The sequence below is a fragment of the Streptomyces sp. NPDC002926 genome (genome assembly GCF_053591755.1).
In genome coordinates, this window is sequence record NZ_JBSFUK010000003.1 from 376,656 (window position 1) to 403,649 (window position 26,994).

Annotated in this window: 24 protein-coding genes; 19 read left to right on the plus strand and 5 right to left on the minus strand. The window is 69.3% G+C overall.

Annotated elements, in window-relative coordinates; genetic code table 11:
* Positions 1-137: 137 nt before the first annotated feature.
* From ACWDZ6_RS08145 to ACWDZ6_RS08210, 14 genes are all read left to right on the plus strand, one after another.
* On the plus strand, positions 138-1,097 hold the full coding sequence (locus tag ACWDZ6_RS08145) for an ABC transporter ATP-binding protein (RefSeq protein WP_451502197.1): 960 nt from the start codon (positions 138-140) through the stop codon (positions 1,095-1,097).
* Positions 1,094-1,864 carry an MlaE family ABC transporter permease gene (locus ACWDZ6_RS08150; RefSeq protein WP_326653531.1) on the plus strand — a complete coding sequence of 257 codons (771 nt, stop codon included), beginning with the start codon at positions 1,094-1,096 and terminating at the stop codon, positions 1,862-1,864. The genes ACWDZ6_RS08145 and ACWDZ6_RS08150 overlap by 4 nt, the downstream gene beginning before the upstream one ends.
* A 2-nt stretch (positions 1,865-1,866) precedes the next feature.
* Entirely contained in the window at positions 1,867-2,694 is an 828-nt protein-coding gene (locus tag ACWDZ6_RS08155) for an MlaE family ABC transporter permease (protein ID WP_451502198.1), read from the plus strand.
* Between the two features lie 5 nt (positions 2,695-2,699).
* Positions 2,700-3,971 (plus strand): MCE family protein, encoded by a 1,272-nt coding sequence (locus ACWDZ6_RS08160; RefSeq protein WP_451502199.1) that lies wholly within the window; start codon positions 2,700-2,702, stop codon positions 3,969-3,971.
* Positions 3,968-5,002 (plus strand): MlaD family protein, encoded by a 1,035-nt coding sequence (locus ACWDZ6_RS08165; protein ID WP_366735845.1) that lies wholly within the window; start codon positions 3,968-3,970, stop codon positions 5,000-5,002. Before ACWDZ6_RS08160 ends, ACWDZ6_RS08165 begins: the two co-directional genes overlap by 4 nt.
* A complete protein-coding gene (locus ACWDZ6_RS08170) occupies positions 4,999-5,982 on the plus strand; it encodes an MCE family protein (RefSeq protein WP_366735846.1) in 984 nt (327 codons plus the stop codon). The genes ACWDZ6_RS08165 and ACWDZ6_RS08170 overlap by 4 nt, the downstream gene beginning before the upstream one ends.
* A 71-nt stretch (positions 5,983-6,053) precedes the next feature.
* A complete protein-coding gene (locus ACWDZ6_RS08175) occupies positions 6,054-7,163 on the plus strand; it encodes an MCE family protein (RefSeq protein ID WP_451502345.1) in 1,110 nt (369 codons plus the stop codon).
* Complete coding sequence (locus ACWDZ6_RS08180) at positions 7,160-8,443, plus strand: MCE family protein (RefSeq protein WP_451502200.1); 1,284 nt, start codon at positions 7,160-7,162, stop codon at positions 8,441-8,443. Before ACWDZ6_RS08175 ends, ACWDZ6_RS08180 begins: the two co-directional genes overlap by 4 nt.
* A complete protein-coding gene (locus tag ACWDZ6_RS08185) occupies positions 8,440-9,714 on the plus strand; it encodes an MCE family protein (protein WP_451502201.1) in 1,275 nt (424 codons plus the stop codon). The genes ACWDZ6_RS08180 and ACWDZ6_RS08185 overlap by 4 nt, the downstream gene beginning before the upstream one ends.
* A complete protein-coding gene (locus ACWDZ6_RS08190; protein WP_451502202.1) occupies positions 9,711-10,262 on the plus strand; it encodes a hypothetical protein in 552 nt (183 codons plus the stop codon). Before ACWDZ6_RS08185 ends, ACWDZ6_RS08190 begins: the two co-directional genes overlap by 4 nt.
* Before the next feature lie 54 nt (positions 10,263-10,316).
* Entirely contained in the window at positions 10,317-11,123 is an 807-nt protein-coding gene (locus tag ACWDZ6_RS08195; RefSeq protein WP_451502203.1) for a hypothetical protein, read from the plus strand.
* A 217-nt stretch (positions 11,124-11,340) separates the two neighbouring features.
* Positions 11,341-12,201: a TIM barrel protein gene (locus ACWDZ6_RS08200; RefSeq protein ID WP_451502204.1), complete on the plus strand. Its 861-nt coding sequence runs from the start codon at positions 11,341-11,343 to the stop codon at positions 12,199-12,201.
* Between the two features lie 34 nt (positions 12,202-12,235).
* On the plus strand, positions 12,236-13,156 hold the full coding sequence (locus ACWDZ6_RS08205; RefSeq protein WP_451502205.1) for a 2-hydroxy-3-oxopropionate reductase: 921 nt from the start codon (positions 12,236-12,238) through the stop codon (positions 13,154-13,156).
* Between the two features lie 192 nt (positions 13,157-13,348).
* Positions 13,349-14,815, plus strand: a complete 1,467-nt coding sequence (locus ACWDZ6_RS08210) for a catalase (protein ID WP_451502206.1) — start codon at positions 13,349-13,351, stop codon at positions 14,813-14,815.
* 417 nt (positions 14,816-15,232) lie between these two features.
* Here the strand turns inward: ACWDZ6_RS08210 and ACWDZ6_RS08215 are convergent, their stop codons facing one another.
* Positions 15,233-16,090, minus strand: a complete 858-nt coding sequence (locus tag ACWDZ6_RS08215) for an alpha/beta fold hydrolase (RefSeq protein WP_451502207.1) — start codon at positions 16,088-16,090, stop codon at positions 15,233-15,235.
* 114 nt (positions 16,091-16,204) lie between these two features.
* On the opposite strand from ACWDZ6_RS08215, the gene ACWDZ6_RS08220 reads away from it, so the two are divergent.
* Complete coding sequence (locus ACWDZ6_RS08220) at positions 16,205-16,642, plus strand: MarR family winged helix-turn-helix transcriptional regulator (RefSeq protein WP_451502346.1); 438 nt, start codon at positions 16,205-16,207, stop codon at positions 16,640-16,642.
* Between the two features lie 108 nt (positions 16,643-16,750).
* Here ACWDZ6_RS08220 and gcl read toward each other — a convergent pair whose 3' ends face one another.
* The gene (gcl, locus tag ACWDZ6_RS08225) at positions 16,751-18,529 is read right to left on the minus strand and encodes a glyoxylate carboligase (protein ID WP_451502208.1); all 1,779 of its coding nucleotides are present in this window, start codon (positions 18,527-18,529) and stop codon (positions 16,751-16,753) included.
* Positions 18,530-18,733: 204 nt separating this feature from the next.
* Here gcl and ACWDZ6_RS08230 point away from each other — a divergent pair, with 204 nt between their 5' ends.
* On the plus strand, positions 18,734-19,468 hold the full coding sequence (locus tag ACWDZ6_RS08230) for a hypothetical protein (RefSeq protein ID WP_451502209.1): 735 nt from the start codon (positions 18,734-18,736) through the stop codon (positions 19,466-19,468).
* Positions 19,469-19,610: 142 nt separating this feature from the next.
* Positions 19,611-20,120 carry a GNAT family N-acetyltransferase gene (locus ACWDZ6_RS08235; protein WP_366731667.1) on the plus strand — a complete coding sequence of 170 codons (510 nt, stop codon included), beginning with the start codon at positions 19,611-19,613 and terminating at the stop codon, positions 20,118-20,120.
* Here the strand turns inward: ACWDZ6_RS08235 and ACWDZ6_RS08240 are convergent.
* Both ACWDZ6_RS08240 and ACWDZ6_RS08245 read right to left on the minus strand, forming a co-directional pair.
* Positions 20,117-21,715 (minus strand): AMP-binding protein, encoded by a 1,599-nt coding sequence (locus ACWDZ6_RS08240; RefSeq protein ID WP_451502210.1) that lies wholly within the window; start codon positions 21,713-21,715, stop codon positions 20,117-20,119. The two genes, ACWDZ6_RS08235 and ACWDZ6_RS08240, sit on opposite strands and share 4 nt — an antisense overlap.
* Complete coding sequence (locus tag ACWDZ6_RS08245; RefSeq protein ID WP_451502211.1) at positions 21,712-23,406, minus strand: AMP-binding protein; 1,695 nt, start codon at positions 23,404-23,406, stop codon at positions 21,712-21,714. Before ACWDZ6_RS08245 ends, ACWDZ6_RS08240 begins: the two co-directional genes overlap by 4 nt.
* Positions 23,407-23,507: 101 nt before the next feature.
* Between ACWDZ6_RS08245 and ACWDZ6_RS08250 the strand changes: the two genes are divergently transcribed.
* A complete protein-coding gene (locus tag ACWDZ6_RS08250; protein ID WP_451502212.1) occupies positions 23,508-24,335 on the plus strand; it encodes a response regulator transcription factor in 828 nt (275 codons plus the stop codon).
* A gap of 56 nt (positions 24,336-24,391) precedes the next feature.
* Here the strand turns inward: ACWDZ6_RS08250 and ACWDZ6_RS08255 are convergent, their stop codons facing one another.
* Positions 24,392-25,513 carry a winged helix DNA-binding domain-containing protein gene (locus ACWDZ6_RS08255; RefSeq protein WP_451502213.1) on the minus strand — a complete coding sequence of 374 codons (1,122 nt, stop codon included), beginning with the start codon at positions 25,511-25,513 and terminating at the stop codon, positions 24,392-24,394.
* A gap of 172 nt (positions 25,514-25,685) precedes the next feature.
* Between ACWDZ6_RS08255 and ACWDZ6_RS08260 the strand changes: the two genes are divergently transcribed.
* Positions 25,686-26,825: a magnesium and cobalt transport protein CorA gene (locus tag ACWDZ6_RS08260; RefSeq protein ID WP_451502214.1), complete on the plus strand. Its 1,140-nt coding sequence runs from the start codon at positions 25,686-25,688 to the stop codon at positions 26,823-26,825.
* Positions 26,826-26,994 lie beyond the last annotated feature (169 nt).

Sequence of the window (26,994 nt, forward strand, 5' to 3'; positions counted from 1 at the left end):
GGCGTACATCTCATGTTCCACCCTGATTCCGCCCTGATTCCCGGCCCGTAAAAAAATCCTCGCCTCGTCGCGACGGACGGGCCCGCCCTCCCCGTAGAGCAGATGTCGGACCGCTCCACGGCTGAAGGGTGAACCGGATGGGTGTCGAGATCTGTGTGGAGGGGCTGACCAAGTCCTTCGGCCACCAGGTCATCTGGCAGGACGTTTCGCTGACGCTGCCCGCCGGAGAAATCTCGGTGATGCTCGGCCCTTCGGGTACGGGTAAATCGGTGTTCCTGAAGACGCTCGTCGGGCTGCTGCGGCCCGAACGCGGGTCGATCCGGATCGCGGGCACGGACATCACCGACCTGCGCGAGCACGACCTGTACGAGGTGCGGAAGCTGTTCGGCGTGCTGTTCCAGGACGGTGCGCTGTTCGGCTCGATGAATCTCTACGACAACATCGCCTTCCCGCTGCGCGAGCACACCCGCAAGCCGGAGAGCGAGATCAGACGGATCGTGCTCGAGAAGATGGACATGGTCGGACTGATCGGCGCCGAGGAGAAGCTGCCCGGCGAGATATCCGGCGGTATGCGCAAACGGGCCGGTCTCGCACGTGCCCTCGTACTCGATCCGGAGATCATCCTTTTCGACGAGCCGGACTCGGGGCTCGACCCGGTGCGGGTGGCCTATCTCAACCAGCTGATCGTCGACCTCAACGCGCAGATCGACGCGACCTTTCTGATCGTCACCCACGACATCGCGTCGGCGCGGCAGATTCCGGACAACATCGGGCTCCTGTTCCGGCGTGAGCTGGTGATGTTCGGCCCCCGGGAAAAGCTGCTGACCAGCGATGAGCCGGTCGTACGGCAGTTCCTCAACGGCCGTATGCAGGGTCCGATCGGGATGGCGGAGGAGAAGGACGCGGCCCAGGTCGAGCAGGAGCTCGCACAGCTCGGCGCGGGCGGGGATGCCACTCCGCCGGGCATACCGGAGCTGACTCCGCGTCTGCTGCCCACCGCCGGGATAGCCCGGCCGCCTCGCTGGGAGGCCATCGCCGAACGAGAGGCGCTGCGACAGGTGCGGGCCGCGGTGCGTGTGAAGGAGGCCGGCGCATGAGCCTGTCCCCCACCGGAGCCCTCAGGCATACGGGCAGCCTGTTCGCGATGGGCCTGGATGTCGTACGGACCCTGCCCAGGCGCCCGTTCCAGGTACGCGAGTTCATCCAGCAGGCGTGGTTCATCGCGAGCGTCACGATCCTGCCCACGGCGCTGGTCTCCATCCCCTTCGGTGCGGTCATCGCCCTGCAGATCGGCAGCCTGACGCGGCAGCTCGGCGCCCAGTCGTTCTCGGGCGCGGCTTCGGTGCTCGCGGTGCTGCGGGAGGCCTCCCCGATCGTCACCGCACTGCTGATCGCGGGTGCGGGAGGCACGGCGATCTGCGCGGACCTCGGGGCTCGCAAGATCCGCGAGGAGATCGACGCCATGCAGGTGCTCGGCATCGACCCGATCCACCGGCTGGTCGTGCCGAGAGTGCTGGCCACGATGGTGGTGGCGGTGCTGCTCAACGGGCTGGTGTCGGTCGTCGGTGTGGCCGGCGGCTACTTCTTCAACGTCATCCTGCAGAACGGCACCCCGGGCGCGTATCTCGCCTCGTTCACCACCCTCGCCCAGCTGTCGGATCTGTGGGCGGCCGAGCTGAAGGCGCTGGTGTTCGGCGCCATCGCCGCCATCGTGGCCTCGTACAAGGGACTGACCGCCAAGGGCGGCCCGAAGGGCGTCGGCGACGCGGTGAACCAGTCGGTGGTGATCACCTTCATGTTGCTCTTCGTGACGAACTTCGTGATGACCGCGGTGTACTTCCAAATCGTTCCGCAGAGGGGCTGACCGTGGCGCTCATCAGTCGAATCGTGGGGCTTCCGCTCCGCTCCCTGGAGGAGCTCGGCACCCAACTGTCCTTCTACGGGCGCTCGCTGGCCTGGACCGGCCGTACCCTGCGCCGCTACAAGAAGGAGATCCTGCGGCTGCTGGCGGAGGTGAGCTTCGGCCGCGGCGCGCTGGCCGTGGTCGGCGGCACCGTCGGCGTCATCGCCTTCCTGTCCTTCTTCACCGGCACCGAGGTCGGCCTGCAGGGGTACGCGGCGCTCAACCAGCTGGGCACCTCCAACTTCGTGGCGTTCCTGTCGGCGTACTTCAACACCCGTGAGATCGCCCCGCTGGTGGCCGGCCTCGCCCTGTCCGCGACGGTGGGGGCAGGGTTCACCGCCCAGCTCGGCGCGATGCGGATCAGCGAGGAGACCGATGCCCTCGAGGTGATGGGCGTTCCCTCGCTGCCGTTCCTGGTGACCACCCGGATGATCGCCGGTTTCGTCGCCGTCATCCCGCTGTACGTGATCGGGCTGCTGTCCTCGTACTTCGCCGCACGCACCATCACCACCGGCTACTACGGGCAGTCCGCGGGCACCTACGACCACTACTTCCAGCAGTATCTGCCGCCGGTCGACGTGTTGTGGTCGTTCGGCAAGGTGATCGTCTTCGCCGTCGTGATCATCCTGGTGCACTGCTACTACGGCTACTACGCGAGCGGCGGCCCGGCAGGCGTCGGGGTCGCGGTCGGGCGCGCCGTGCGGACGTCCATCGTCGCCATCAACCTTCTGGACTTCTTCCTCAGTCTGGCGATCTGGGGCGCCAACACGACCGTACGGATTGCGGGGTAGTGCCGATGCGAATTCCAGGACTCGTCCCGACGCGCGGCGCGCGACTGCGGCTGTACGGCATCGTCTTCATCGCCGTCATCGCCCTTCTGCTGTCGCTGTCCGTCGCCGTCTATCAACAGGCGTTCACCTCCGTCGTACGGATCACGCTGGAGGCCGACACCCTGGGCAACCAGCTGGATCCACGGGCCGACGTCAAACTGCGCGGGCTGCTGGTCGGCGAGGTGCGCGAAGTGCGGGCCGACGGCGAGAAGGCGACGCTCGACATCGCCCTCAAGCCGGAGCACGTCTCCCGCATCCCGGCCGATGTGCGGGCCCGGCTGCTGCCCAAGACGCTGTTCGGCGAGAAGTTCGTCGATCTGACACCTCCCCGCGGGTCCGTTGCCCGGCACATCCGCGCGGGTGACGTCATCACCCAGGACCGCACCAAGGCCGGTATGGAGGTGCAGCAACTGCTGAACGATCTGCTGCCGCTGCTGCGGACCGTGCGACCGGCGGATCTCAACGCCACGCTGTCCGCGTTCTCCACCGCTCTCGAAGGGCGGGGCGACCGGATCGGTGCCAACCTCACCCGTCTGGAGGGCTATCTGAAGAAGCTCAATCCGCATATGCCCTCCCTGAAGGAAGACATCTCACGGTTCGCCGACGTGGCCGAGGTGTACGGCGACGCGGCACCCGATCTGATGCGCGTCCTGCGGAACTCCGTCACCACGAGCCGCACCCTCGTCGAGCGGCAGGACCAGCTGGCCTCCGCGCTCACGGCGACCGCCACCACCGCCGGTACCGCCGACGCCTTCCTGGACGAGAACGGCGACCGGCTGATCACTCTCGGGCGCGTCTCCCGTCCCACGCTGGCGCTGTTCGCCCGCTACGCGCCGGAGTACCCCTGTCTTCTGGACGGCCTGGTGAAACAGGAGGCGGCATCCGAAAAGGCCTTCAGAGGCGGGGAGATGCGCATCACGCTCGAATTCGTCCGCCCACGACCCGCGTACCGACCCGGCGAGGAACCGCGCTATGCAGAGCGCTCAGGACCCGATTGCAGAGGTCTGCCCCACCCCCAAGTGCCCGCACCGGACGTCAAGCTCAACGACGGTACGTCGGCGACGCACCCGGGCGGTGCGCTGCCCGGCGGGGCCAATGTGTCCGCCACGGAGGCCGAGCAGCGGGCCATCGGCTCACTGGTGGCCCCGGTCATGGGAGTTCCCGCCGACCGGGTACCGGCGGTCGCCACACTGCTGTTCGGTCCGATGGCCCGCGGAACGGCGGTGAGTGTCGCATGAAGGTGAGCCGAGCCACAGAAACCGCGGCACCGCTGGTCAAGTTCATTCTCTTCGCCGTGGTGACAGTGCTGGCGACGACGCTGCTCGCGGCGACGATCGTCAATATCTCCTTCGCCCCCGAGCACACGTACCGCGCGGTGTTCAGCGATGTCACCAGCCTGGAGGAGGGCGACGACATCAGGGTGGCCGGCGTGCGGGTCGGAGAGGTCCAGCAGGTGGCGATCAAGGACCGGACGCTGGCCGAGGTCACCTTCAGCGTCACCGACGACCGCCCGCTGCTCACCTCCACCGGCGCCGTCATCCGCTACCGGAGCCTGGTGGGGCAGCGGTACATCGCGCTGACGGAAGGCGCCGGCAGCGGTACGCGGCTGAAGCCCGGTGGCCGGATCCCGCTGTCCAGGACCCAGCCCGCGCTCGATCTCAATGCGCTGCTCGGCGGTTTCAAGCCGCTGTTCGCGGCACTGAGCCCGAAGGACGTCAACCAGCTCGCCACCGAGATCATCAAGACGCTGCAGGGCGAGGGCGGGACGGTCAACAGCCTGCTCGCCCACACGGCGTCGCTGACCAGCACGCTCGCCGGCCGAGACAAGCTGATCGGGTCCGTGATCGACAACCTCAACGAGGTGCTGAAGACCGTGGACAAACGCGGCGCCCGCTTCTCCGCCCTGCTCAAGCAGTTGCAGCGGGTGATCTCCGGGCTGTCCGCCGACCGCAAGCCCATCGGCGAGTCGCTGGTGAACATCGGCGCCCTGACCGACGCCACCTCGGGTCTGCTCGAGGACGCCCGTCCGCCGTTGCGGGACGACATCGCCGGGCTGAGAGACCTCACCGGAACGCTGAACGACAACGAGAAGACCGTGGAGGGCGTGCTGAAGCGGCTGCCGAGCAAGCTCAACAAGCTGACCGGGACGGCCTCGTACGGCTCCTGGTTCAACTTCTACCTGTGTGACTTCGACGGCCGGATCGTGCTGCCGAAGACCCGGCAGGTCATCACTCCCGAGCTTCACGTCGCCCGGGCGAGGTGCGCATGATTCCCTTCCGTGAACGCAATCCAGTGGTGATCGGGGCTGTCGGCGTCTCCCTGCTCGCGCTGCTGGCAGCGGCCGCGTTCAATGCCGACAGCCTCCCGGTGATCGGCAACGGTGACACGTACAGCGCGGCGTTCTCCGAAGCGGGCGGGCTCAAGCCCGGCGACGAGGTGAGGATCGCCGGGGTCAAGGTCGGCAAGGTCGACGAGGTCGATCTGGACGGCGACCATGTGAAGGTGACCTTCCGGGTCAAGGGCGACCCGGAGTTCGGCACCAGGACCGGAGCGGCCATCCGGATCAAGACGATCCTGGGCTCGAAGTACCTCGCACTGCAGCCGAAGGGGACGGGCCAACTGCGGCCGGGCAGCGAGATCCCGCTGAACCGGACGGTACCGGCGTACGACGTCGTGGCGGCATTCAGCGAACTGACCACGACCACGGAGAAGGTCGACACGGCCCGGCTGGCGACCGCCCTGGACACCATCTCCACCACCTTCGAGGACTCACCCTCCGAGGTCCGGGCGTCCATCAAGGGGCTCTCGAAGATCTCCCGGACGGTGGCCTCGCGCGACGAGGCCCTGGGTGAACTGCTCGACCACGCCAATGGAGTCACCGGAGTGCTCTCCGACCGCTCCGGCGACCTCGGCGTTCTGATCAAGGACGGCGACAAGCTGTTCAAGGAGATCTCCAGGCGGCGCGAGGCCATCCACACGCTGCTCAAGAGCTCAGCCGCACTCGGCATCCAGCTCTCCGGCCTGGTCGCGGACAACCGCAAGGAGATCGGCCCGGCGCTCAAGGGCCTGAACTCGGTGGTCACCATGCTCGAACGCAATCAGGCGAGCCTCGACCGGAGCGTGAAACTGCTCGCTCCCTATGTGCGCGTCTTCACGAACACCCTCGGCAACGGCCGTTGGTTCGACAGCTACATCCAGAACCTGGTCGCACCCACTCCGGTGGCTCCGCGGACTGGAGGCTCACAATGAACGGCCGCTTCCTGCCGAAGGGGCGCTTCCTGCCGAACAGGCTGGTGCCGAAGGGACGTCTCGCGCGCTGCCTGGCACTCGTCGTCGCGCTGGCACTCGTCGCCGGCACGGCCCTCGTGCTCTGGCCACGAACGTCGCCGGTCCGCGTCACGGCGTACTTCCCGCGCACCGTCGGCATCTATCCCGGCTCGGACGTACGGGTTCTCGGTGTCCGTATCGGCGAGGTCAAGAAGATCATGCCGCAGGGCAAGCGGGTTCGGGTGGAGCTGGAGTACGAGTCCGGCCGCAGAATCCCGGCGGACGCCCAGGCGGCCATCATCAACTCCTCGGTCGTCAGCGACCGTTACGTCCAGCTGCTGCCGGTGTACCGGAAGGGTCCCGCGATGCGGGACGGCGCTGTCATCCCCGAGAGCCGCACGGCCGTACCGGTCGAACTGGACCGGATCTTCGACAGTCTGCATACGACGGCCGAAGCGTTCGGCCCGCGCGGCGCGAACGCGGACGGTTCGCTGTCCCGGCTGCTCGGCGTGAGCGCGGACAACCTCCAGGGCCAGGGTAAGCAGCTGAACCAGACGGTCGAGGACCTGTCGCTGGCGGTCACCACCCTGTCCGACGGCCGGAAGGACCTGTTCGGCACCATCCGGAATCTGCAGGTGTTCACCGCCGCGCTGGCGTCCGACGACACCAGTGTCCGGTCGTTCAACGACAGCCTCGCCAAGGTGGCCGACCAGCTCGCCGGGGAACGCAAGGACCTCGCCGCGGCGCTGCGGCATCTGGGGCCGGCGCTCGCGGACGTGGCCGACTTCGTGAAGAAGAACAAGAAGGCGCTGACAGCGGATGTGAAGGGCCTCAGCAAGGTAACCAAGGTGCTGGTCACCCAGCGAGCCGCGCTCGCGGAGCTGATGGAGGTCATGCCCACCGGCCTTTCGAATCTGCAGAACGCCTACAACCCGTCCTCCGGCACCCTGGACACCCGCAACAACCCGGACACCCCGCAGGACCCGGCCGCGCTGCTGTGTTCCCTGCTCAGGACGACCGGGGACGCCGGAGGGAAGAACCCGGACTGCGGTGAACTGACCAAGCTGTTCGAATCCCTGCCGAAACTGCCGTCGGCCAAGCCGGTGTCGGGCACGGGTTCGGTCGACAGGACGCTCGGCGGAATCCTGGAGGCGCGGGCATGAGCGTACGGCGCAAGGCCGGGGCGGTGGCCGTATGGGCGGCTGTCGGTTCGGTACTTCTCACCGGCTGCGAGTTCAACGGCCTGTACGACGTCCAGCTGCCGGGAGGGGCGGCCGCCGACGGCGACGCCTACCGGGTCACGGTCGAATTCAGGGACGTCCTCGATCTGGTGCCCCAGTCGGCCGTGAAGGTCAACAACGTCACGGTGGGCTCCGTCGAGAAGGTACAGCTGGTCGGCTGGCACGCCCGGGTCCGGCTGCGGGTCGCCGATTCGGTGAAGCTGCCCGGGAACGCGATCGCCGAACTGCGGCAGACCAGCATGCTGGGCGAGAAGTACGTGGCGCTGTCCGCCCCGACCGGCATCTCACCGGTCGGCAGGCTGTCCGACGGCGACCGGATCCCGCTGTCCCGAAGCGGCCGCAACCCGGAGATCGAAGAGGTGCTGTCGGCGCTCTCGGCGCTGCTCAACGGCGGCGGGGTGGCCCAGCTCAAGACGATCACCGTGGAGTTGAACAAGGCCTTGGAGGGCCGGGAGAACCGGGTCAAGTCCCTGCTCACCGAGCTGGACACCTTCCTCGGCGGCCTGGACGGCCAACGTGCGGAGATCATCCGCGCGCTCAAGGGCATCGACCGGCTGGCCGCACGACTCGGCGGTGAGAAGAAGACGATCGCCCTGGCCGTCGACACCCTGCCGCCCGCCCTGAAGGTGCTGGACGGCCAGCGCCGCAATCTGACCCGGATGCTCACCTCGCTGTCGAAACTCGGAGCGACGGGCACCAAGGTGGTCAATGCCTCGCGGGACGACGTGGTCGCCAACCTGCGGAGTCTGCAGCCGATTCTGCAACAGCTGAACAAGGCGGGCAGCGATCTGCCCAACGCCCTGGAAATGCTGACGACGTATCCGTTCCCGCGCAATGTCACGGACGCCATCAAGGGCGACTACGTCAATCTCAAGATCACCGCCGATCTCGATCTGGCCAGTGTGTACGGCAACCTCGCCGACAAGCCCAAGAAGCCGGGCGCCCCGGCAAAGCCCGGACTCCCGGAGCTCCCGGGGGTTCCCGATCTCCCCCTGCCCACCTCCATGCCGGGCACGCCGGGGCTGCCCAAAAAGCCGGGCGCCCCCTCGGCACCCTCTGCGCCCTCGGGCGGCGGCGGGCCACTGTGCCCGCCGGTGTGCGGCAGCAGTTACGCCGCGTACGGGAGCGGGGACGGCGACCGCTATGGGGCCGGGGTCGATCTCGCCCTCGCCGAGCTCATGCTGAAGGGGATGCAACTGTGATCACACCTACGGTCAAGGCCCAGTTGCTCGCCTTCGCCGCCCTCACCGCCGTCGGCGTCTCGTATGTCGGCGCCGAGTACACCGGGCTGGGCGACAGCCTTCTCGACCGCGCCTACACCGTGCGTGCCGACTTCGCCGACTCCGGGGGCGTCTTCCAGGGCGCCGAAGTCACCTATCGCGGGGTGCCGGTGGGCCGCGTCGGCGAACTGCGGCTGACCGGCTCCGGCGGAGTGTCCGTGGCACTGGACATCAAGGACGCGTCGCGGATTCCGGCGGACAGCCTGGCCGTCGTGGCGAACCGCTCGGCAGTCGGCGAGCAGTACGTCGATCTGCAACCCCGGGCCTCCGGCGGACCCTTTCTGCAGGACGGCAGCACGATCGCCCGCCGCGATACGCGGGTACCGCTGCCCACATCGGATCTGGTCCTCAGCCTGGACCGGCTGGTCAACTCGGTGGGCAAGAAGGATCTGCAGATCACCGTCGACGAGCTGGGCAAGGCTTTCGCCGGGACGGGCCCGCACCTGAGCCGGCTCGTGGACTCGGGCAACGAGCTCGTCGAGTCGGCGTCCGGCTCACTGCCGCAGACGATCGCGCTGATCGAGGACTCGCGGAAAGTCCTCAAGACACAGGCGGATCAGGGCTCGGCCATCAAGTCGTTCTCGCGCGACCTGGCCGATCTGACCGCTGAGCTGAAGTCGAGTGACGGCGATCTCCGCAGAGTGATTGGCTCCGGCGCCCCCGCCGCACAGGAAGTGAACTCGCTGCTGCAGGCCAACCGGCCCCATCTGCCGGTCCTGCTGGGCAATCTGATCAGCGGCGGCCAGATCACGGTGGCCCGGCTGCCCGGTCTCGAGCAGGCCCTGGTCACCTTCCCGGTGGTGGTCGCCGGCAGCTCCACCGTGATACCCGGCGACGGCACCACCCACTTCGGCATGGTCGCGGGCGCCGACGATCCACCGGCGTGCCGACAGGGCTACTCGACGCGGCGGCGCGACCCCTCGGACACCGGGGAGCGTCCCGCGAACACCGCCGCGCACTGCACCGCGCGCGGCGGCACATCGGTCCGCGGCGCCCAGAACGCTCCCGGCCCCTCGGGACACGGCAGTGCGGGCGGAGCGGACCCGGCCGCGTACATCACCCCGTACGACCCGGAGACCGGCACCGCCGTCGGCCCGGACGGAACACCCGTCGAGATCGGCTCGACGGGTGGCGAACAGAACGTGTTCGGAAAGGACTCGTGGCAATGGCTGCTCGTCGGACCGATGGCATGAGCAAGGGCCCAGTCGCGCGCGCGATCCGGCCGATCCGCCGCCTTGGCGACAGACTGATGGGCGCCGCGCGCCGCGGCAGGGCGCTGCCCGCGGCCCTCGCCGTGGCGACGGTCGTGACAACCGCCCTGAGCGGCTGGTTGTGCGTCCAGGTGTACGAGCAGCGGGTGCAGCACCAGCGGCACCAGGACATCCTGGCCGCCGCCCGCCAGTCGGCGCTGAACTTCACCTCGCTGGACTACCGGCACTACGCGCGGGACAGCAAGAACGTACTGAAGGGTGCCACCGGCGAGTTCAAGGAGCAGTTCGCGGCGCAGACCGGGGAACTGACGAAGCTGGTCGCCGCGAACAAGTCGGTGTCCGAGGGGCAGGTGCTCGAGGCGGGCATCACCCGGGCCGACGAACGCAAGGCCCGCGTCCTGGTGGTGGCCGACAGCAAGGTGACCAACACCGCCGCTCCCGAGGGACAGGCCCGCACCTACCGGCTGCAGCTCGATCTCGTCTACCAGGGCGGTCGCTGGCTGACGTCCTCGGTCGAGTTCGTCGGCTGACCGCACGCCCGCGCACACACCCGTATCAATCACCAGGAGCAGAGGAGCAAGACCGTGGCGAACCTGACTGGACGAGGCTCCGGCGTCGCATCCCCCGGCCGCCGCTCGATGGCCGCGGCCGCCCGCGCGGCGGCCAGGCGCACGGAACGGGTCGGGACGGGACCGGACGCACCGGTCCGCGTGGCGGCGCGCAGTGCAGCGACGAGCACGAGGACGGGTGCGGCAACGGACCCGGTGGAGCCGGACGGAACACGGCTGGAGGCACCGGACGACGCGAGCCAGGCGCGGCAACCGGACGATCAGTACGCCGGACCTGTCCTGCGCGCCGACGACCCGGTGGCCGCCGCGGCGCGCGGTCGTCGGCGTGTGCTGGGAAGTGCCGTGCTCGCCGTGCTGGTCGTGGCCGGGCTGATCGCGGTCGCGGTGTTCGGGTCGGAGTACCGGGACGGCCGGCAGTCGGACACGGCGAGGGTGCAGGCGCTCGCCGCCGCCCAGAAGGCGGCCCCGGTCGTCCTGTCGTACGACTACCGGCGTCTCGACAAGGACTTCGCCGCGGCGGTGGGTCATCTGACCGGCGCCTTCCGCGACGAGTACCGCAAGACGACCACGACGGTGGTCGCGCCGACCGCGACGAAGTACCACGGGGTGGTGAAGGCCTCTGTGGTGAAGCCGGCGGGTGGCGGCGCCCCCGCGGCGTCGGTGGTGTCGGCTTCTCCGGAAAAGGCCGTCGTTCTGCTCTTCGTGAACCAGGTCACCAGGAGCACCCAGGTCACGGGAGACCGTGTCGACCTCAACCGGGTGCGGATGACGCTCACCCTCACCTCGCACGGCTGGAAGGTGAGCGGCGTCGACGCGCTGTAGCCCGGTACGGGCCGTGCCCAGCCCGTAGTACTTGCCCCCGCCCGGACACTCCTGAGTGCCTCCCGAGCAGGGACGACAGAAGTCTGGAGAGTGCTTCTGTCGTCCCTGCTCGGGGGGCATTTTTTCGTGTCCGCTCTTGACAGTGCTCCCCCGTCCCGGGCAGTCTTCCATCAAGCAGAAATTAACTTCCGCAATACGGAAGGAGCGCAAGCCCCTCATGGCCCCTCTTTTTCGGGACAAGCGCGGCACGGACCAGCGCTTCGATGTGAACCTCTCGATCCTCTTCACGGAACTCCCGCTCCTGGAGCGTCCCGCGGCCGCGGCCGCGGCGGGCTTCACGGCGGTCGAGCTGTGGTGGCCCTGGATCGAGACCCCGACCCCGCCGCGGGCCGAGCTCGACGCCCTCAAGAGGGCGCTCGACGACGCCGGCACCCGGCTGGTGGGGCTGAACTTCTACGCCGGACGGCTGCCGGGCCCCGACCGCGGTGCGCTCTCCGTACCCGGCGACGAGTCCGACCGCTTCCGCGCCAACATCGAGGTGGCCGCGGACTTCGCCGCCTCGGTGGGCTGCGAGGCGCTCAACGCGCTGTACGGAAACCGTGTCGACGGCGTCGACCCGCTGATCCAGGACACCCTGGCGCTGGAGAACCTGGCGCTGGCCGCCCGCGCGGCCGACCGGGTCGGGTCGATCCTGCTCGTCGAGACCCTCAACAAGCCGGAGTCCCCGCGCTACCCGCTGGTGAGCGCCCCGGCCGCGATCGAGGTCGTCGACAAGGTGAACGCGGCGACGGGACTCGGCAACGCCAAGTTCCTGCTCGACATCTACCACCTGTCCATGAACGGCGAAGACGTCAGCCAGGTCATCGCGGCCCACGCCGACAAGACCGGCCATGTACAGATCGCGGACAACCCGGGCCGTGGCGCTCCGGGGACCGGCTCGCTTCCGCTGGAGCAGCTCCTCGACGAGCTGGCGAAGGCGGGTTACGACGGCTGGGTCGGCCTGGAGTACAAGGCCGGCGACCGCCCGAGCGCCGAGTCCTTCGCCTGGCTGCCGGCCGAGTACCGCGCCGCCAACTGACTTTACGTACAAAGGTTTTGAGAGAGGCACCCTCATGAGCACCCTCGATTCTTCCCGGCCGGCCCGCCCGGCCATCGCCTGGATCGGCCTCGGCATCATGGGCTCGCCCATGTCCGAGAACCTGCTGAAGGCGGGTTACGACGTCACCGGTTTCACGCTGGAGCAGGACAAGCTGGACCGTCTTGCCGCGGCGGGCGGTACCGCCGCCGCCTCGATCGCCGAGGCCGTGAGGGATGCCGATGTCGTCATCACGATGGTGCCCGCATCCCCGCAGGTCGAGGCGATCGCGTACGGCCCCGACGGCATCCTGGAGAACGTGCGGCCGGGCGCCCTGCTGATCGACATGTCCTCGATCACCCCGCAGACCTCGGTCGACCTGGGCAAGGCGGGCGCCGAGAAGGGCGTCCGCGTGCTGGACGCCCCGGTCTCCGGCGGTGAGGCAGGCGCGATCGAGGCCGTACTGTCGATCATGGTCGGTGGCGAGCAGGCCGACTTCGACGCCGCGCTGCCGATCCTCGAGGCTCTCGGCAGGACCATCGTCCTGTGCGGTCCGCACGGCTCCGGCCAGACGGTGAAGGCCGCCAACCAGCTGATTGTCGCGATCAACATCCAGGCCTGCGCCGAGGCCGTCGTCTTCCTCGAGAAGTCCGGCGTGGACCTCCGGGCCGCCCTGGACGTCCTGGGCGGCGGTCTGGCCGGCTCCACGGTCCTGACCCGCAAGAAGGACAACTTCCTGAACCGGGACTTCAAGCCCGGCTTCCGGATCGATCTGCACCACAAGGACATGGGCATCGTCACCGACGCCGCCCGCAATGTCGGGGCCGCGCTGCCCGTAGGCGCGGTCGTCGCCCAGCTGGTCGCCTCCCTGCGTACGCAGGGCGACGGCGGCCTGGACCACTCCGCCCTGCTGCGCTCCGTCGAGCGCCTCTCCGGTCAGCAGGTCGCCCGAGTGTGACCGGGGCTCATCGCCTCACCCCCTGATCTCCGGGCCGCGGCAGCGCTGACAACTGTCCTGTCGCGCCCAGGCGCTGCCGCTGCCCGGAACCACAAACTTCCATTTCAACAAACTGTTGACGCTTGGTTCTCCGCGAATCTACGCTCCAGGGGCCGTCAGCAGCTCCAGCACGGAAGGTCACATCCCGCCACCATGACGCAGCGTGTGCTTACGACCGAGTCAGGCGCCCCGGTCGCCGACAACCAGAACTCCGCCACCGCCGGCGTCGGTGGCCCGATCCTTCTCCAGGACCAGCACCTGCTGGAGAAGCTCGCCCGCTTCAACCGGGAGCGCATCCCGGAGCGCGTCGTGCACGCCCGCGGCAGCGGCGCCTACGGCTACTTCGAAGTCACCGACGATGTCACCGGCTTCACCAGGGCCGACTTCCTCGGTGAGGTCGGCAGGCGCACGGAGACCTTCATCCGCTTCTCCACCGTCGCCGACTCGCTCGGCGGCGCGGACGCGGTCCGTGACCCGCGCGGGTTCGCGCTGAAGTTCTACACCGAAGAGGGCAACTACGACCTCGTCGGCAACAACACCCCGGTGTTCTTCATCAAGGACCCGGTCAAGTTCCCCGACTTCATCCACTCCCAGAAGCGCGACCCCTTCACAGGCAGGCAGGAGCCGGACAACGTCTGGGACTTCTGGGCGCACTCCCCCGAGGCGACACACCAGGTGACCTGGCTGATGGGCGACCGCGGCATCCCCGCCTCGTACCGCCACATGAACGGCTACGGCTCGCACACCTACCAGTGGACGAACGCCGCGGGCGAGGCCTTCTTCGTCAAGTACCACTTCAAGACGAACCAGGGCATCCGCTCCCTGTCGAGCGAGCAGGCCGCCGAGCTCGCGGGCAAGGACGGCAACAGCCACCAGACGGACCTGCTGCAGGCCATCGAGCGCGGCGTGAACCCGTCCTGGACGCTGTACGTCCAGGTGATGCCGGCCGCCGAGGCCGCGGACTACCGCTTCAACCCGTTCGACCTCACCAAGGTGTGGCCGCACAGCGACCACCCCCTGCGGCGTGTCGGCCGTCTGGTCCTGAACCGGAACCCCGACAACGTCTTCGCCGAGGTCGAGCAGGCCGCGTTTTCGCCGAACAACTTCGTTCCGGGTATCGGTCCTTCGCCGGACAAGATGCTCCAGGGCCGGCTGTTCGCCTACGCGGACGCGCACCGCTACCGCCTGGGCGTCAACCACACCCAGCTCGCGGTGAACGCGCCGAAGGCGGTGCCCGGGGGGTCTGCCGAGAACTACGGCCGCGACGGCCTGATGGCGACCCGCAACGGCCGCCGCACCGACAAGAACTACGAGCCCAACTCGTACACCGGTCCCGCGCAGACGGACGCCGCGCTGTCGGCTCCGCTGGCCGTCCAGGGCTGGACCGGCACCCACGCGGCGCCCTCCCACGTCAAGGACGACGACTTCTTCCAGGCGGGCGAGCTCTACCGCCTGATGTCGGACGACGAGAAGGCCCGCCTGATCGCCAACATCGCAGGCGGCCTCTCACAGGTCACCCGCGACGACGTGATCGAGAAGAACCTGGCCCACTTCCACGCCGCCGACGCCGACTACGGCAAGCGTGTCGAGGAAGCGGTCCGCTCCCTGCGCGAGGACTAGGAACTCCTGGGCTGCGCCCGGCCTCTGACGTGAGATCAGACCTCCGGGTGCCGAGCCCGCACCGCGGACCCGGATGAGGGGTGGTCATGCGGTACGGGAAGGCGAGGATCGCGGCGGCCGTGCGATGCCAGTGCGGTGGTGAAGGTTCCGGGAACCGCCTCTCGACCTGAGGGAGGCGACCACTACGGACGCCGATCGCCGCCGCCGCGGTCCCCGCCGCACCGGACTCCGCCCGGCGGTGCGAACGACCTGTCGCGCCGGCCTCGTTCCGTCGGGCGGTACCAACTTCACGACCCGAGCGCCGAGTTACGGACGGTCCCGTAACTCGGCGCTCGCTGTGTGCGGCCACCGCTCGTGCCGGCATCCGGTACGGCACCTACGTCCCGGAGAGAGCAAGGAGCCTCCGTCGGCGGCGGATCAGCCCTTCTCGGCGTACACCTCCCGCAGGAAGTCCCGCAGGATCCGGGTGAAGGCCTCCGGAGCCTCCATGGTCGTGTAGTGGGCGACGCCGTCGATCGTGGCCGTACGGCCGTGGGGGACCGCGCGGATCAGGGCGTCGGCGGTCGCCACCGTGCCGGGCGCGTCGAGGGCGCCGTTGATGGCCAGGACCGGGACGGTGATCTCCTTCGCGCGCTCCGCCACGTCGGCCACCGGGACGCAATGGTTCGGCTCGTCCGGGCCGTGCTTCATCAGCGTGCGCAGCGCCATCTCCCGGACGTGGCGCACGATCTCGGGATCGACGTCGGCGAGGGTGCGGCTCGGGCCGGGCACCCACTGGACGAAGGCGTCGAGCCAGCCGGGGATGTCGCCGGCCGCGAGCGCGTTCTGCTGGGTCTCGTGGCACGCCGAGGACCAGGGGTCGCCGAGGTCCGGCTCTCCGAGCCCGCGACCACTGACAACCAGCGCGCGCACCAGATCCGGGTACTCCAGCGCGGTGTCGATCGCTATCAGCGCGCCCATCGAGATGCCGACCAGGACCGCCGGTCCGTCGAGACCGAGGTGGCGCAGCAGCGCGGCGAGGTCGTCGGCCTGCCGGAACGGCTTGCTCGCGTTCGCGGAGAAGCCGTGGCCGCGGGCGTCCGGGGCGATCACCCGGTAGCGCCGGGCCAGGTCGGGGATCAGGTTGTCGAACTGGGTGTGGTCCACGAAGCCGGTGTGCAGCAGCACCAGCGGACGGCCCTCGCGAGGGCCGGCGTCGCGGTAGGCGAGCGGGCCGTCTTCGGACTCGAAGGTTTCGAACACAGGCGTGCGGGCGGAGGTCGCGTCCTCAGTCATGACAACCAAGGTGCCATGTTCTTGGAATCATGGCAACCAAGGTGTCATCATGTGGTCGTGACCGAGACCGAGACCGACCGACCGCTCTCCCCCGACGACCTGCCCGAGCGACTGATGGAGGTGTTCGCCCTCATCGGGCCGCTCTACCGGCGCGTCCAGCGCAAGATCGAGCAGGACGCCCCGGCGCAGGGCCTCTCGGTCGGCGTCCGCGCGGTGCTCGACCTGCTGCGCGAGCATGGCCCGATGACGGTCCCGCAGATGGGCCGGGCCCAGTCGCTGAGCCGTCAGTTCGTGCAGCGCATGGTCAACGACGCCACCGCGCGCGGCTTCGTCGAGACGATCCCCAACCCCGCGCACCAGCGCTCCTCACTGATCCGGCTCACCGACGACGGCCGCGCCGCCATCACCGCCGTGACCGCCCGCGAGCACGCCCTGCTGAGGCAGGTCGGCGGCGACCTCACCGACGCCGACGTGGCGGCCTGCACCCGGGTGCTGAGCAGGATGCTGGAGCTCTTCGACGACGTCGAGGTGACCGGCACGCCACCGCGTTAGGCCTCCTCGCGCGGTTCGGAGAAGCCCGCATCCGCGGCCCTCCGGGTCAACCCCCGGGGGTGCCGCGTGGGACGGGGCCGCCGCGGCTGCGCAGGAAGAGCCGTGAGATCAGACCAACTGACGGATCGCCGTGGGGGCATGACCCGGCTCGGTGGCGAGCTCTTCCCACTCGTTCACGCTCGCGATGTCCGTACCGCTCATCGAGATGTTCGTGACCCGCTCGAGGATCGCCTCGACGACGACCGGGACCTGGAACTCGGCGGCCAGCTTCTTCGCCTCCTCGAAGGCCGGCAGCAGCCGCTCGGGCTCGGTGACGCGGATCGCCTTGCAGCCCAGGCCCTCCACGACCTTGACGTGGTCGACGCCGTAGACGCCCAGCTCCGGGGAGTTGATGTTCTCGAACTCCAGGTTGACCTGGAAGTTGATGTCGAGATTGCGCTGCGCCTGGCGGATCAGCCCCAGGTACGCGTTGTTCACCAGGACATGGACGTACGGGATCCTGTGCTGCGCGCCGACCGCCAGTTCCTCGAGCATGAACTGGAAGTCGTAGTCGCCCGACAGCGCGACGACCGGTGTCTCCGGGTCGGCGGTGGCGACACCGAGCGCGGCCGGGATGGTCCAGCCGAGCGGGCCCGCCTGGCCGCAGTTGATCCAGTGGCGCGGCCGGTAGACGTGCAGCATCTGCGCGCCGGCGATCTGGGAGAGGCCGATGGTGGTGACGTAGCGCGTCTCCGGGCCGAAGGCCTTGTTCATCTCCTCGTACACACGCTGCGGCTTCATCGGCACGTTGTCGAAGTGCGTACGGCGCTGCAGCGTGGCCTTGCGCTCCTGCGCGGAGGCGGCCCACCCGGCGCGGTCCGGCAGCCGGCCGGCGGCCTTGTGCTCCTTCGCCACCTCGAGGAAGAGCTCCAGCGCGGCCTTGGCGTCGGAGGCGATGCCGTACTCCGGGGCGAAGATCTTGCCGATCTGGGTGGGCTCGATGTCGACGTGGACGAACGTGCGGCCCCGGGTGTAGACGTCCAGGCCGCCGGTGTGGCGGTTGGCCCAGCGGTTGCCGATACCGAGGACGAAGTCCGACTCCAGGAAGGTCGCGTTGCCGTAGCGGTGCGAGGTCTGCAGGCCGACCATACCCGCGTTCAGCTCGTGGTCGTCGGCGATGATGCCCCAGCCCATCAGGGTCGGGACGACCGGAATGCCGGTCAGCTCGGCGAACTCGACCAGCAGCTCGGAGGCGTCGGCGTTGATGATGCCGCCGCCGGCGACGATCAGCGGGCGCTCGGACGCGTTGAGCAGCTTGATGGCCTTCTCGGCCTGGGCGCGGGTCGCGGACGGCTTGTAGACCGACAGCGGCTCGTACGTCGCCGGGTCGAACTCGATCTCGGTCAGCTGAACGTCGATCGGCAGGTCGATGAGGACCGGTCCGGGCCGTCCCGACCGCATCAGGTGGAAGGCCTGCTGGAAGACGCCGGGGACCTGCGCGGCCTCCAGGACCGTGGTCGCCGCCTTGGTGACGGGCCTGGCGATCGAGGCGATGTCGACGGCCTGGAAGTCCTCCTTGTGGATCACCGCGGTCGGCGCCTGGCCGGTGATGCAGAGGATCGGGATCGAATCGCCGATGGCCGAGTAGAGCCCGGTGATCATGTCGGTGCCGGCCGGACCCGATGTACCGATACAGACACCGATGTTGCCGGGATTGGCACGGGTGTAGCCCTCCGCCATGTGGGAGGCGCCCTCGACATGGCGGGCGAGTGTGTGGTCGATGCCCCCGCCGGCCTGCAGTGCCTTGTAGAAGGGGTTGATCGCCGCGCCCGGCACACCGAACGCATTCGTGACGCCTTCGCGCTTGAGGATCTCAACTGCCGCTCGGGCAGCGGTCATACGAGGCATGGGGGCTCCTGCTCGGCCGGGCGGAGTCGGGCTCTCTGTCGCGTCGATCGAGAGCATCGATTCCATAATGCGGAAGTTTAGTTCTGCTATACGGAAGTAATCTAAGACGCCCGCGGAGCGACGTCAAGGGATGACCGAAGTCGCTCCCCAAGGCCTCGCGCTTGGTGGACGATGGTCCGGAGCACCTGGGGAAGGGGGACCGCGATGGCCGAGACCGTGCCGGTGCGCTGTCCGGTCTGCAGCCGCGACCACCTGTACGCACCGACGCCGTACCCGTGCGCGTGCGGCGCCCCGCTCGCCCCGCCGATGCTGCGCGGCGCTCCCCCGGAACGGATCACTCACCGCACCTGGACGGACGACTGGGTGACGGTCAGATGCCAGGAGTGCGGCCGCCAGGACCAGTGGCCGCAGCCGGAACTCGGCTGCCCCTGCGGCACCGTGCTGCGCATCCCCGTCCGCCCGGTGAGCGCCCCGCTCCCCGCGTCGCCGGCCGCCACATCGGCACGCGCGTTCGTGCGCCCGGCGCCCGTCCCGCTCCCCCGTACGGTCACCGCGGCGCGCCCCACCTTCCGCCCGGTCACCATCCGCACGGCGCGCGACGCGGTGACCGCGGCGGCGCGCTATCTGAAGTGGCTGGGATTCCGCGATGTCGTCCAGCCCGAGGTCAGGCCCTCGTCCGGGATAGATCTGCGGGGTCCCGGCCTGGTCGCGCAGGTCGACCCGTCCACCCGCCCCGCCACACTGCGCGATGTCGAATGCCTCTGGCTGAACGGGCTGAACATTTCGGCCGCGAGCGTCTTCTTCTCACTCGCGGGATACGCCGAGGACGCCAGGTCCCGCGCCGACCGCCTCGGCATCCCGCTCTTCGTCATGGACCTCACGGGCAGCCCTCAGCCGGTCAACGGCCCGGCGGACGAACTGATCTCCACCGGCGCATAGCGGCATGGCGGCGGCATGGAGTACGCCGCACCTCAATGAAGTACGCCGCACCTCAAGCGACCCGGGCCTCGGCGTGCACCACAACCCGACGGGCGGCGGAGCGGGCTGCGGGGCCTGAAACCGCTTGGGCCATACTCCCCATATGCGTATCCGACCGGCCGCACTCGCCGAACTCCCCCTGCTCCAGGACATCGAGAGGGCTGCCGGAGAGCCCTTCCGCAGCCTCGGCATGGCGGCGATCGCCGACGACGAGCCCCCGGCGCTCGATCTCCTGGACCGCTACCGGCGGCGGGGCCGCGCCTGGGTGTCGGCCGACGGTGAGGGCCGCCCGCTGGCGTATCTGATCTCCGACGAGGTCGACGGCGCGGCCCATATCGAGCAGGTCTCGGTCCACCCGGACGCAGCCCGTCGCGGGCTGGGCAGCGCCCTGATCGACCACCTCGCGACGTGCGCCGTCGCCGACGGGCTGACGGCGCTGACCCTGACGACGTTCACCGAGGTGCCGTGGAACGCGCCGTACTACACCCGCCTGGGCTTCCGCACGCTCGGCGAGGACGAACTCACCGAAGGGCTGCGGGAGATCAGACGCGCGGAGGCCCGGCACGGCCTGGACCTCTGGCCCCGGGTGTGCATGCGCCGGGAACTGGGCTAACTGCCCTGGGGGCCGTACCGCCGGCGCAGCTCCACCTTTCTGACCTTGCCGCTCACCGTCATCGGGAAGTCCGCGAGGATCTCGAGCCTGCGCGGGATCTTGTAGTGCGCGAGCTGTTCGCGGCAGTACTCGGTGAGGTCCTCCGGCGTCGGCGGGTCCGCCGGATCGCGCGGAATCACACAGGCCAGGATCTCCTCGCCGTACTTCTCGTCGGGGACACCGACGACCTGGACGTCCGCGATCTTGGGGTGGCCGTACAGGAACTCCTCGATCTCGCGCGGGTAGACGTTCTCCCCGCCCCTGATGATCATGTCCTTGATCCGGCCGACGATCTGGACATAGCCGTCCTCGCGCATCACCGCCAGGTCGCCGGTGTGCATCCAGCGGGCCGCGTCGACCGACTCGGCGGTCTTCTCCGGCTCGTGCCAGTAGCCGAGCATCACGCTGTAGCCGCGGGTGCACAGCTCGCCGGCCGCACCACGGGGCAGGGTCGCGCCGCCGGCCGGGTCGACGACCTTGACCTCGATATGGGGCAGGACCCGCCCCACAGTGCCGGTGCGGCGTTCCAGATCGTCGTCGCGGCGGGTCTGGGTGGAGACCGGGGAGGTCTCCGTCATGCCGTAGCAGATCGACACCTCCGCCATGTTCATCTCGGCGACGACCCGCTTCATCACCTCCACCGGGCAGGGCGAGCCCGCCATGATTCCGGTGCGCAGCGAGGAGAGGTCGTACGTCGAGAAGTCGGGAAGGTTGAGTTCGGCGATGAACATCGTCGGGACGCCGTAGAGCGAGGTGCAGCGCTCCGCGGCGACCGCGCGGAGCGTTGCCGCCGCGTCGAAGGACGGCGCCGGGATGATCATGCACGCGCCGTGCGAGGTGGCCGCGAGGTTGCCCATGACCATGCCGAAACAGTGGTAGAAGGGCACGGGGATGCAGATCCGGTCCTGCTCGGTGTAGCCGACCGACTCCCCTACGAAATAACCATTGTTGAGGATGTTGTGGTGGGAGAGCGTGGCACCCTTCGGGAAGCCGGTGGTGCCGGAGGTGTACTGGATGTTGATCGGGTCGTCGCAGGACAACTCGGCATCCGGTGAGGCTGGTCCAGCGGCGGCGAGCAGTTCGTCCCAGGACGGGTCGCCGATGTAGTGGACGGCACGCAGCTCGGGACAGTCGGCCCGCACCTGGTCCACCAGCGCCCGGTAGTCGCTGGTCCTGTGAGCGAGCGAGGCGACCAGGACCGAGATCCCGGCCTGCTTCAGGACGTACTCCAGCTCGTGCGCCCGGTACGCCGGATTGATGTTCACCATGATCGCGCCGATGCGGGCGGTGGCGTACTGCACGAGCACCCACTCGGGACAGTTGACCGCCCAGATCCCGACCCGGTCGCCCTTTCGCACACCGATCCCGAGGAGACCGCGCGCCAGCTCATCGACCGCCAGGCCGAACTGGGCGTACGTCCAGCGCCGCCCGGACGGAACGTCGACGAGCGCCTCACGGTCCGGGTGGGCGGCGACCGCGCGGTCGAGGTTGCGGCCGATGGTGTCGCCGAGCAGCGCCGTCGCGCCCGTGCCGTGTGCGTACGAGAGTTCCGTCATCGCAGGTCCCCCTCGTCGTACTCGGCGGCCGAGCCCTCGGCCGTACGCTCGCGCAGCTCGATCCGGCGGATCTTCCCGGACACCGTCTTCGGCAGCTCGGCGAACTCCAGGCGGCGGATGCGCTTGTACGGGGCGAGAACGGCGCGCGAGTGCTCGAAGAGCAGCTTCGCCGTGTCGGGCCCCGGCTCCCAGCCCTCCGCCAGCACGATGAACGCCTTGGGCACGGCGAGCCGCACCGGGTCCGGCGCCGGTACGACCGCCGCCTCGGCCACCGCCTCGTGCTCCAGGAGCGCGCTCTCCAGCTCGAACGGCGAGATCTTGTAGTCGGAGGCCTTGAAGACGTCGTCGGAGCGCCCGATGTAGGTGATGTATCCGTCGGCGTCACGCGCGCCGATGTCACCTGTGCGGTAGAAGCCGCCCGCCATCGCCTCGGCCGTACGCTCCGGGTCGCCGTGATATCCGGTCATCAGGCCGACCGGTCCGCCGGACAGGTCGAGCGAGATCTCGCCCTCCGTCGCGCCCGGCTCGCCCGTCACCGGGTCGAGCAGCTCCACCGTGAAGCCGGGACAGGGCCGGCCCATCGAGCCGGCCTTGAGCAACTGACCTGGGGAATTGGCGACTTGGACGGCTGTCTCCGTCTGGCCGAAGCCGTCCCTGATCACCACGCCCCACTCCCGGCGGACCGTCTCGATGACCTCCGGGTTGAGCGGTTCGCCCGCCGCCACGACCTCGCGCGGCGGCGTGCGCAGCCCGCTCAGATCGGACTGGATCAGCATCCGCCAGACGGTCGGCGGTGCGCAGAAGCTGGTGACGCCCACCCGGTCCATCTCGGACATCAGCCGGCCGGCGTCGAAGCGTGTGTAGTTGAGGATGAAGACGGTCGCCTCCGCGTTCCAGGGCGCGAAAAGGTTCGACCAGGCGTGCTTGGCCCAGCCGGGCGAGGAGATGTTGAGGTGGACGTCGCCGGGCCTGAGGCCGATCCAGTACATGGTCGACAGGTGGCCTACGGGGTACGAGACATGGGTGTGCTCGACCAGTTTGGGGCGGGCCGTGGTGCCCGAGGTGAAGTAGAGCATCAGCGGGTCGTCCGCATGCGTGACGCCGTCCGGCTCGAAGTCGCCGCGGCCCGGCTCGGAGAACGCCCGGTGGAAGTCGAGCCAGCCCGGTACGTCGGCCGCTCCCCGGTCCGCCACCGCGATCCGGGTGTAGTCCCCCGGCACCTCGGCGAACTTGGCGGTGTCCGCCTCGCGCACGATGACATGCCGGGCACGACCGCGGTCGATCCGGTCCCGGAGGTCCACCGGGCCGAGCAGCGGCGTGGCGGGAATGACGACCGCTCGCAGCTTCATCGCGGCCAGCGCGGTCATCCACAGTTCCTGCTGGTTGCCGAGCATCACGAGGATCCGGTCACCCGCTCGTACGCCCTGCTCCCGCAGCCAGGTGGCGACCTGGTCCGAGCGCACGGACATCTCGCCGAACGAGACCTTGACCTCGCTGCCGTCCTCTTCGACGATGTGCAGCGCGGTCCTGCCGTTGCCGGTGGCGATCTCGTCGAACCAGTCGAGCGCCCAGTTGAAACGCTCGAGCCGCGGCCAGGCGAAGCCTTCGTACGCCGTCGCGTAATCGTCCCTGTGCTGCAGCAGGAAGTCCCGGGCGGCCCGGAACTTCTCCGTCGCGCTGCCTGACGTCATGTGTCCTCCTCATTGCGGGACCGGCTACTGACATCGTGTAATCAGTGACACAGGTCTCACTACCCCCGTACGGGGGTGACCCCTACCGGAGAGAAGAGCCGTTGTCCGAGCCGGCCGACGCCGTGGAGATACGAGCGGCGCTGCAGCGGCTGCGCCGCTCCACCGGGCTGCCGGTCGCCTTCGGCGGACTGCTGCACGATGCCCGACGGCTGCGGATCGCCGAACTGAGCGGCGCGGCGACGGGCGCGCTGCGCGGTCTCGCGATCAGCGCGGGCAGCGGCCTCGGCGGGAAAACCATCGCACTGTCGCGGCCGTGCGCGGTGAGCGACTACCCCTCGGCACGGCAGATCAGCCATGAGTACGACGCGGCGGTGGCGACGGAGGGGCTGCGCTCGGTACTGGCGGTGCCCGTCGTCGTACGGCGCAAGGTGCGGGGTGTGCTGTACGGCGCGCTGCGTGAGCCGGTGGCGCTGGGCGAGCGGACCTTCGACGCGGCGGTGGCGGCGGCGCGCGATGTGGAGCAGGCCCTGGTCGTACGGGACGAGGTGCATCGGCTGCTGGCCGAGGCCCGGGAGCCGGTGGCCGGCCCCGGGGCGTGGGAAGAGGTCCGCGAGGTTCACGGCGAGCTGCGCGCGCTGGCGCCGCGGATCGGCGACCAGACGCTGCGGGACACGCTCCTGGCGGTCTGCGGCCGGCTGGCGGCCGCGGCGGGCGGCCCGCCGCGCAAGCACACTCTCGCGCTGGCGCCGCGCGAACTGGATGTGCTCGCCTGCGTCGCGGCGGGCTCGACGAACGCGACAGCGGCGGAGCGTCTTGGCCTGAAGCCGGAGACGGTGAAGGGGTATCTGCGGGCCGCGATGCGGAAGCTGGGGGCGCACACCCGGCTTGAGGCGGTGGTGGCTGCGCGCCGCGCGGGGCTGCTGCCGTAGCCGGGGCCAAGCCCCCGGACAGTCGAGGGTCCCCATCGCCATCTCCACGTCCGTGTCTACTCGCTGAAGGTCCCGAAGCGGACGTCGTGCGCGGTGGCCGAGCTCATGGTGGTGAGCATCCGCTCCCCCTCCTCGGCCAGCGCGTCGCTCTGCGCGCGGGTCAGCTTCCCGAAGGCCTGCACGGTCAGGGTCGCGGTCCCCTCGGTCTCCGTCAGCCGCCAGATGCCGGCCAGGAAGCCGTCGACGAGGAAGGTGCGGTGGGCCTGATTGCCCTTCCAGGTACGCACCTTGTACTCCTCGGCCACCACCCGGCCGCGGTCGGCGTGCGAGAGCAGCAGATTGTCGAACTCGGGGAGGAAGCGGGGCGGTGCGGGAGTCCCGGCGTCGGGGCGGGGCGCGTCGGGGAGGTCGAAGAGCTCGACGCCCTTCTCGTCCTGGAAGACCGCCAGCCGCGGCCGGAGCCGCTCGAAGACCTCCCGCATCCGGGTCAGCCCGGACCACATCTGCATGTCCTTGACGGATGCGGGCCCGAAGGCCGCGAGATAGCGGAGCACCGTTCCGTCGGGCGCGGGCACCGGCTCGGTAGCCCTGCCGAACCAGTGCTCGGCGGTGGTCAGCGCGACCTGGCCGCTTCTGCCCCACAGCCCGCGCGGGGTGACCTGCACCAGCGGCAGTACACAGCGGGCGGCGACGGAGAGGGCGAACGGATCGGCGTCCGGCCACTCCTTCAGCAGAGCCTCGCGCAGGTCCTTCATGGTCCGCGGCCGTTCCTCGACCAGCTCGCGGGCGAGGGCGCCGAGCCGGTCCAGGTCGACCCCGGCCAGGCCCGCGCGGAACTGGGTGAGCTCCCGGTCGCGCGCCGCCTGGACCAGCGGCCGCAGCGTGAGGCAGTCGTCGGCGGAGTGCGTGTGGATGGTGGAGCGCATGGTGACCAGGCGGGCGACCTCGTGGGAGGCCATCAGAGCGGAGAGCTCCTCGGGGTCGAAGCCGTCCAAGCGGGCGGCGAGCGCGTAGTACGGCGGCTTGACGTTCTGCGCCTGGAGGCCGACGAGGTGCTCGACGGCGCCCTTGACGGACATCGCGGACCTGGGGGCGCGGCGCAGCAGGAGCTGACGGTCCAGGGTGGCGCGGTTCAGCGCGCGGTTGCCGAGTACGGGGTTCGTCGTCTTCGAGGCCATGCGCCACACGCTATCCAGACTTGCGGACAACTTCTGTCCGCAATTACTGTCCGCGATACTGGTACGCGTGGCCCGCCACCCCGTCATGCCAGGGCAATTCGACCCGGATATCCTGCTCCGAGGCCGTACCGGCGCAAGCCACAGACGTTCGAGGTGGGAGGTGAGACCCGCGATGCCGCGCTCCTCGAAGAAACACCAATGGCTCCGCCGCCCGCTGCCGCCCGCGAGCCCGCCGCCACAGGCCCCCGCGGCCGACGATCCGCCCGCCCCCTCCCCCGTGCACAAGGACCAGGGCAGCGTCGTCCAGGCCGCGCTCTATCGCGACGGCCGCCGCGTCTCGACGCCCGACTCGCTCGCCGAGACCTTCCGTCAGCTGCGCGAGTACCCGGACGGCATGGCATGGATCGGGCTGCACCGCCCGTCCGAGGCCGAACTCCTCTCGCTGGCCGCGGAGTTCGACCTCCATGAACTGGCCGTCGAGGACGCTCTTGAGGCCCACCAGCGCCCGAAGCTGGAGCGGTACGGCGACACCTTGTTCGTGGTGCTGCGCGCCGCCCGCTATCTCGACGCCCAGGAGGAGGTCGACTTCGGCGAGCTGCACGCCTTCGTCGGCAAGGACTTCCTGATCACGGTCCGCCACGGCGCGGCCCCGGACCTGTCGGCCGTACGCCGCCGGATGGAGAAGACGCCCGAACTCCTCGCGCTCGGACCGGAGGCGGTGCTGTACGCGATCCTCGACGCGGTCGTCGACGGGTACGCCCCGGTCGTCGCGGGCGTACAGAACGACATCGACGAGATCGAGACCGAGGTGTTCGGCGGCGACCCTGCGGTGTCCCGCCGTATCTACGAACTCTCCCGCGAAATGGTCGAGTTCCAGCGCGCCACCCGCCCCCTGGTCGGCATGCTCCACGGCCTGATGGCGGGCTTCGCCAAGTACGGCACGGACGAGGAGCTCCAGCGCTATCTGCGCGATGTCGCCGACCATGTCACGCACACCAGCGAGCGCGTGGACGGCTTCCGCCAGGCGCTGGCGGACATCCTCACGGTCAACGCGACGCTGGTGACGCAGCAGCAGAACGAGGAGATGCGGGCGATGGCGGAGGCGGGCTTCGAGCAGAACGAAGAGATCAAGAAGATCTCCTCGTGGGCCGCCATTTTGTTCGCCCCGACGCTGGTCGGCACGATCTACGGCATGAACTTCGAGTCGATGCCGGAGCTGAAGTGGGCGGCGGGGTATCCGTTCGCGATCCTGCTGATGGCGGTCGTCTGCGTCAGTTTGTACTTCATCTTCAAGCGCCGCGACTGGCTCTAGGATCAACGAATCTCGATCAAGACGTCGAGAACAGGGTGCCGAGGCGCTCCGGGGAAACGCCCCCGGGGAGAAGAGACCCGAATCTCGGCGAATGCGCCATTCGATACGTGATCACGGAATCGCGGCGGCACCCCCACGAAACTAGTATCGGCCCGAGCGCACAGATCAC

Bases quoted from the DNA above. Each gene is read 5' to 3' on its own strand.
- ACWDZ6_RS08145 (WP_451502197.1), top strand. From the start codon at position 138: ATGGGTGTCGAGATCTGTGTGGAGGGGCTGACCAAGTCCTTCGGCCAC.
- ACWDZ6_RS08215 (WP_451502207.1), bottom strand. From the start codon at position 16,090: ATGACTGAGGACGCGACCTCCGCCCGCACGCCTGTGTTCGAAACCTTC.
- ACWDZ6_RS08200 (WP_451502204.1), top strand. From the start codon at position 11,341: ATGGCCCCTCTTTTTCGGGACAAGCGCGGCACGGACCAGCGCTTCGAT.
- ACWDZ6_RS08220 (WP_451502346.1), top strand. From the start codon at position 16,205: ATGGAGGTGTTCGCCCTCATCGGGCCGCTCTACCGGCGCGTCCAGCGC.
- gcl (WP_451502208.1), bottom strand. From the start codon at position 18,529: ATGCCTCGTATGACCGCTGCCCGAGCGGCAGTTGAGATCCTCAAGCGC.
- ACWDZ6_RS08205 (WP_451502205.1), top strand. From the start codon at position 12,236: ATGAGCACCCTCGATTCTTCCCGGCCGGCCCGCCCGGCCATCGCCTGG.
- ACWDZ6_RS08170 (WP_366735846.1), top strand. From the start codon at position 4,999: ATGATTCCCTTCCGTGAACGCAATCCAGTGGTGATCGGGGCTGTCGGC.
- ACWDZ6_RS08160 (WP_451502199.1), top strand. From the start codon at position 2,700: ATGCGAATTCCAGGACTCGTCCCGACGCGCGGCGCGCGACTGCGGCTG.
- ACWDZ6_RS08190 (WP_451502202.1), top strand. From the start codon at position 9,711: ATGAGCAAGGGCCCAGTCGCGCGCGCGATCCGGCCGATCCGCCGCCTT.
- ACWDZ6_RS08180 (WP_451502200.1), top strand. From the start codon at position 7,160: ATGAGCGTACGGCGCAAGGCCGGGGCGGTGGCCGTATGGGCGGCTGTC.
- ACWDZ6_RS08240 (WP_451502210.1), bottom strand. From the start codon at position 21,715: ATGACGGAACTCTCGTACGCACACGGCACGGGCGCGACGGCGCTGCTC.
- ACWDZ6_RS08150 (WP_326653531.1), top strand. From the start codon at position 1,094: ATGAGCCTGTCCCCCACCGGAGCCCTCAGGCATACGGGCAGCCTGTTC.
- ACWDZ6_RS08255 (WP_451502213.1), bottom strand. From the start codon at position 25,513: ATGGCCTCGAAGACGACGAACCCCGTACTCGGCAACCGCGCGCTGAAC.
- ACWDZ6_RS08165 (WP_366735845.1), top strand. From the start codon at position 3,968: ATGAAGGTGAGCCGAGCCACAGAAACCGCGGCACCGCTGGTCAAGTTC.
- ACWDZ6_RS08235 (WP_366731667.1), top strand. From the start codon at position 19,611: ATGCGTATCCGACCGGCCGCACTCGCCGAACTCCCCCTGCTCCAGGAC.
- ACWDZ6_RS08245 (WP_451502211.1), bottom strand. From the start codon at position 23,406: ATGACGTCAGGCAGCGCGACGGAGAAGTTCCGGGCCGCCCGGGACTTC.
- ACWDZ6_RS08230 (WP_451502209.1), top strand. From the start codon at position 18,734: ATGGCCGAGACCGTGCCGGTGCGCTGTCCGGTCTGCAGCCGCGACCAC.
- ACWDZ6_RS08210 (WP_451502206.1), top strand. From the start codon at position 13,349: ATGACGCAGCGTGTGCTTACGACCGAGTCAGGCGCCCCGGTCGCCGAC.
- ACWDZ6_RS08260 (WP_451502214.1), top strand. From the start codon at position 25,686: ATGCCGCGCTCCTCGAAGAAACACCAATGGCTCCGCCGCCCGCTGCCG.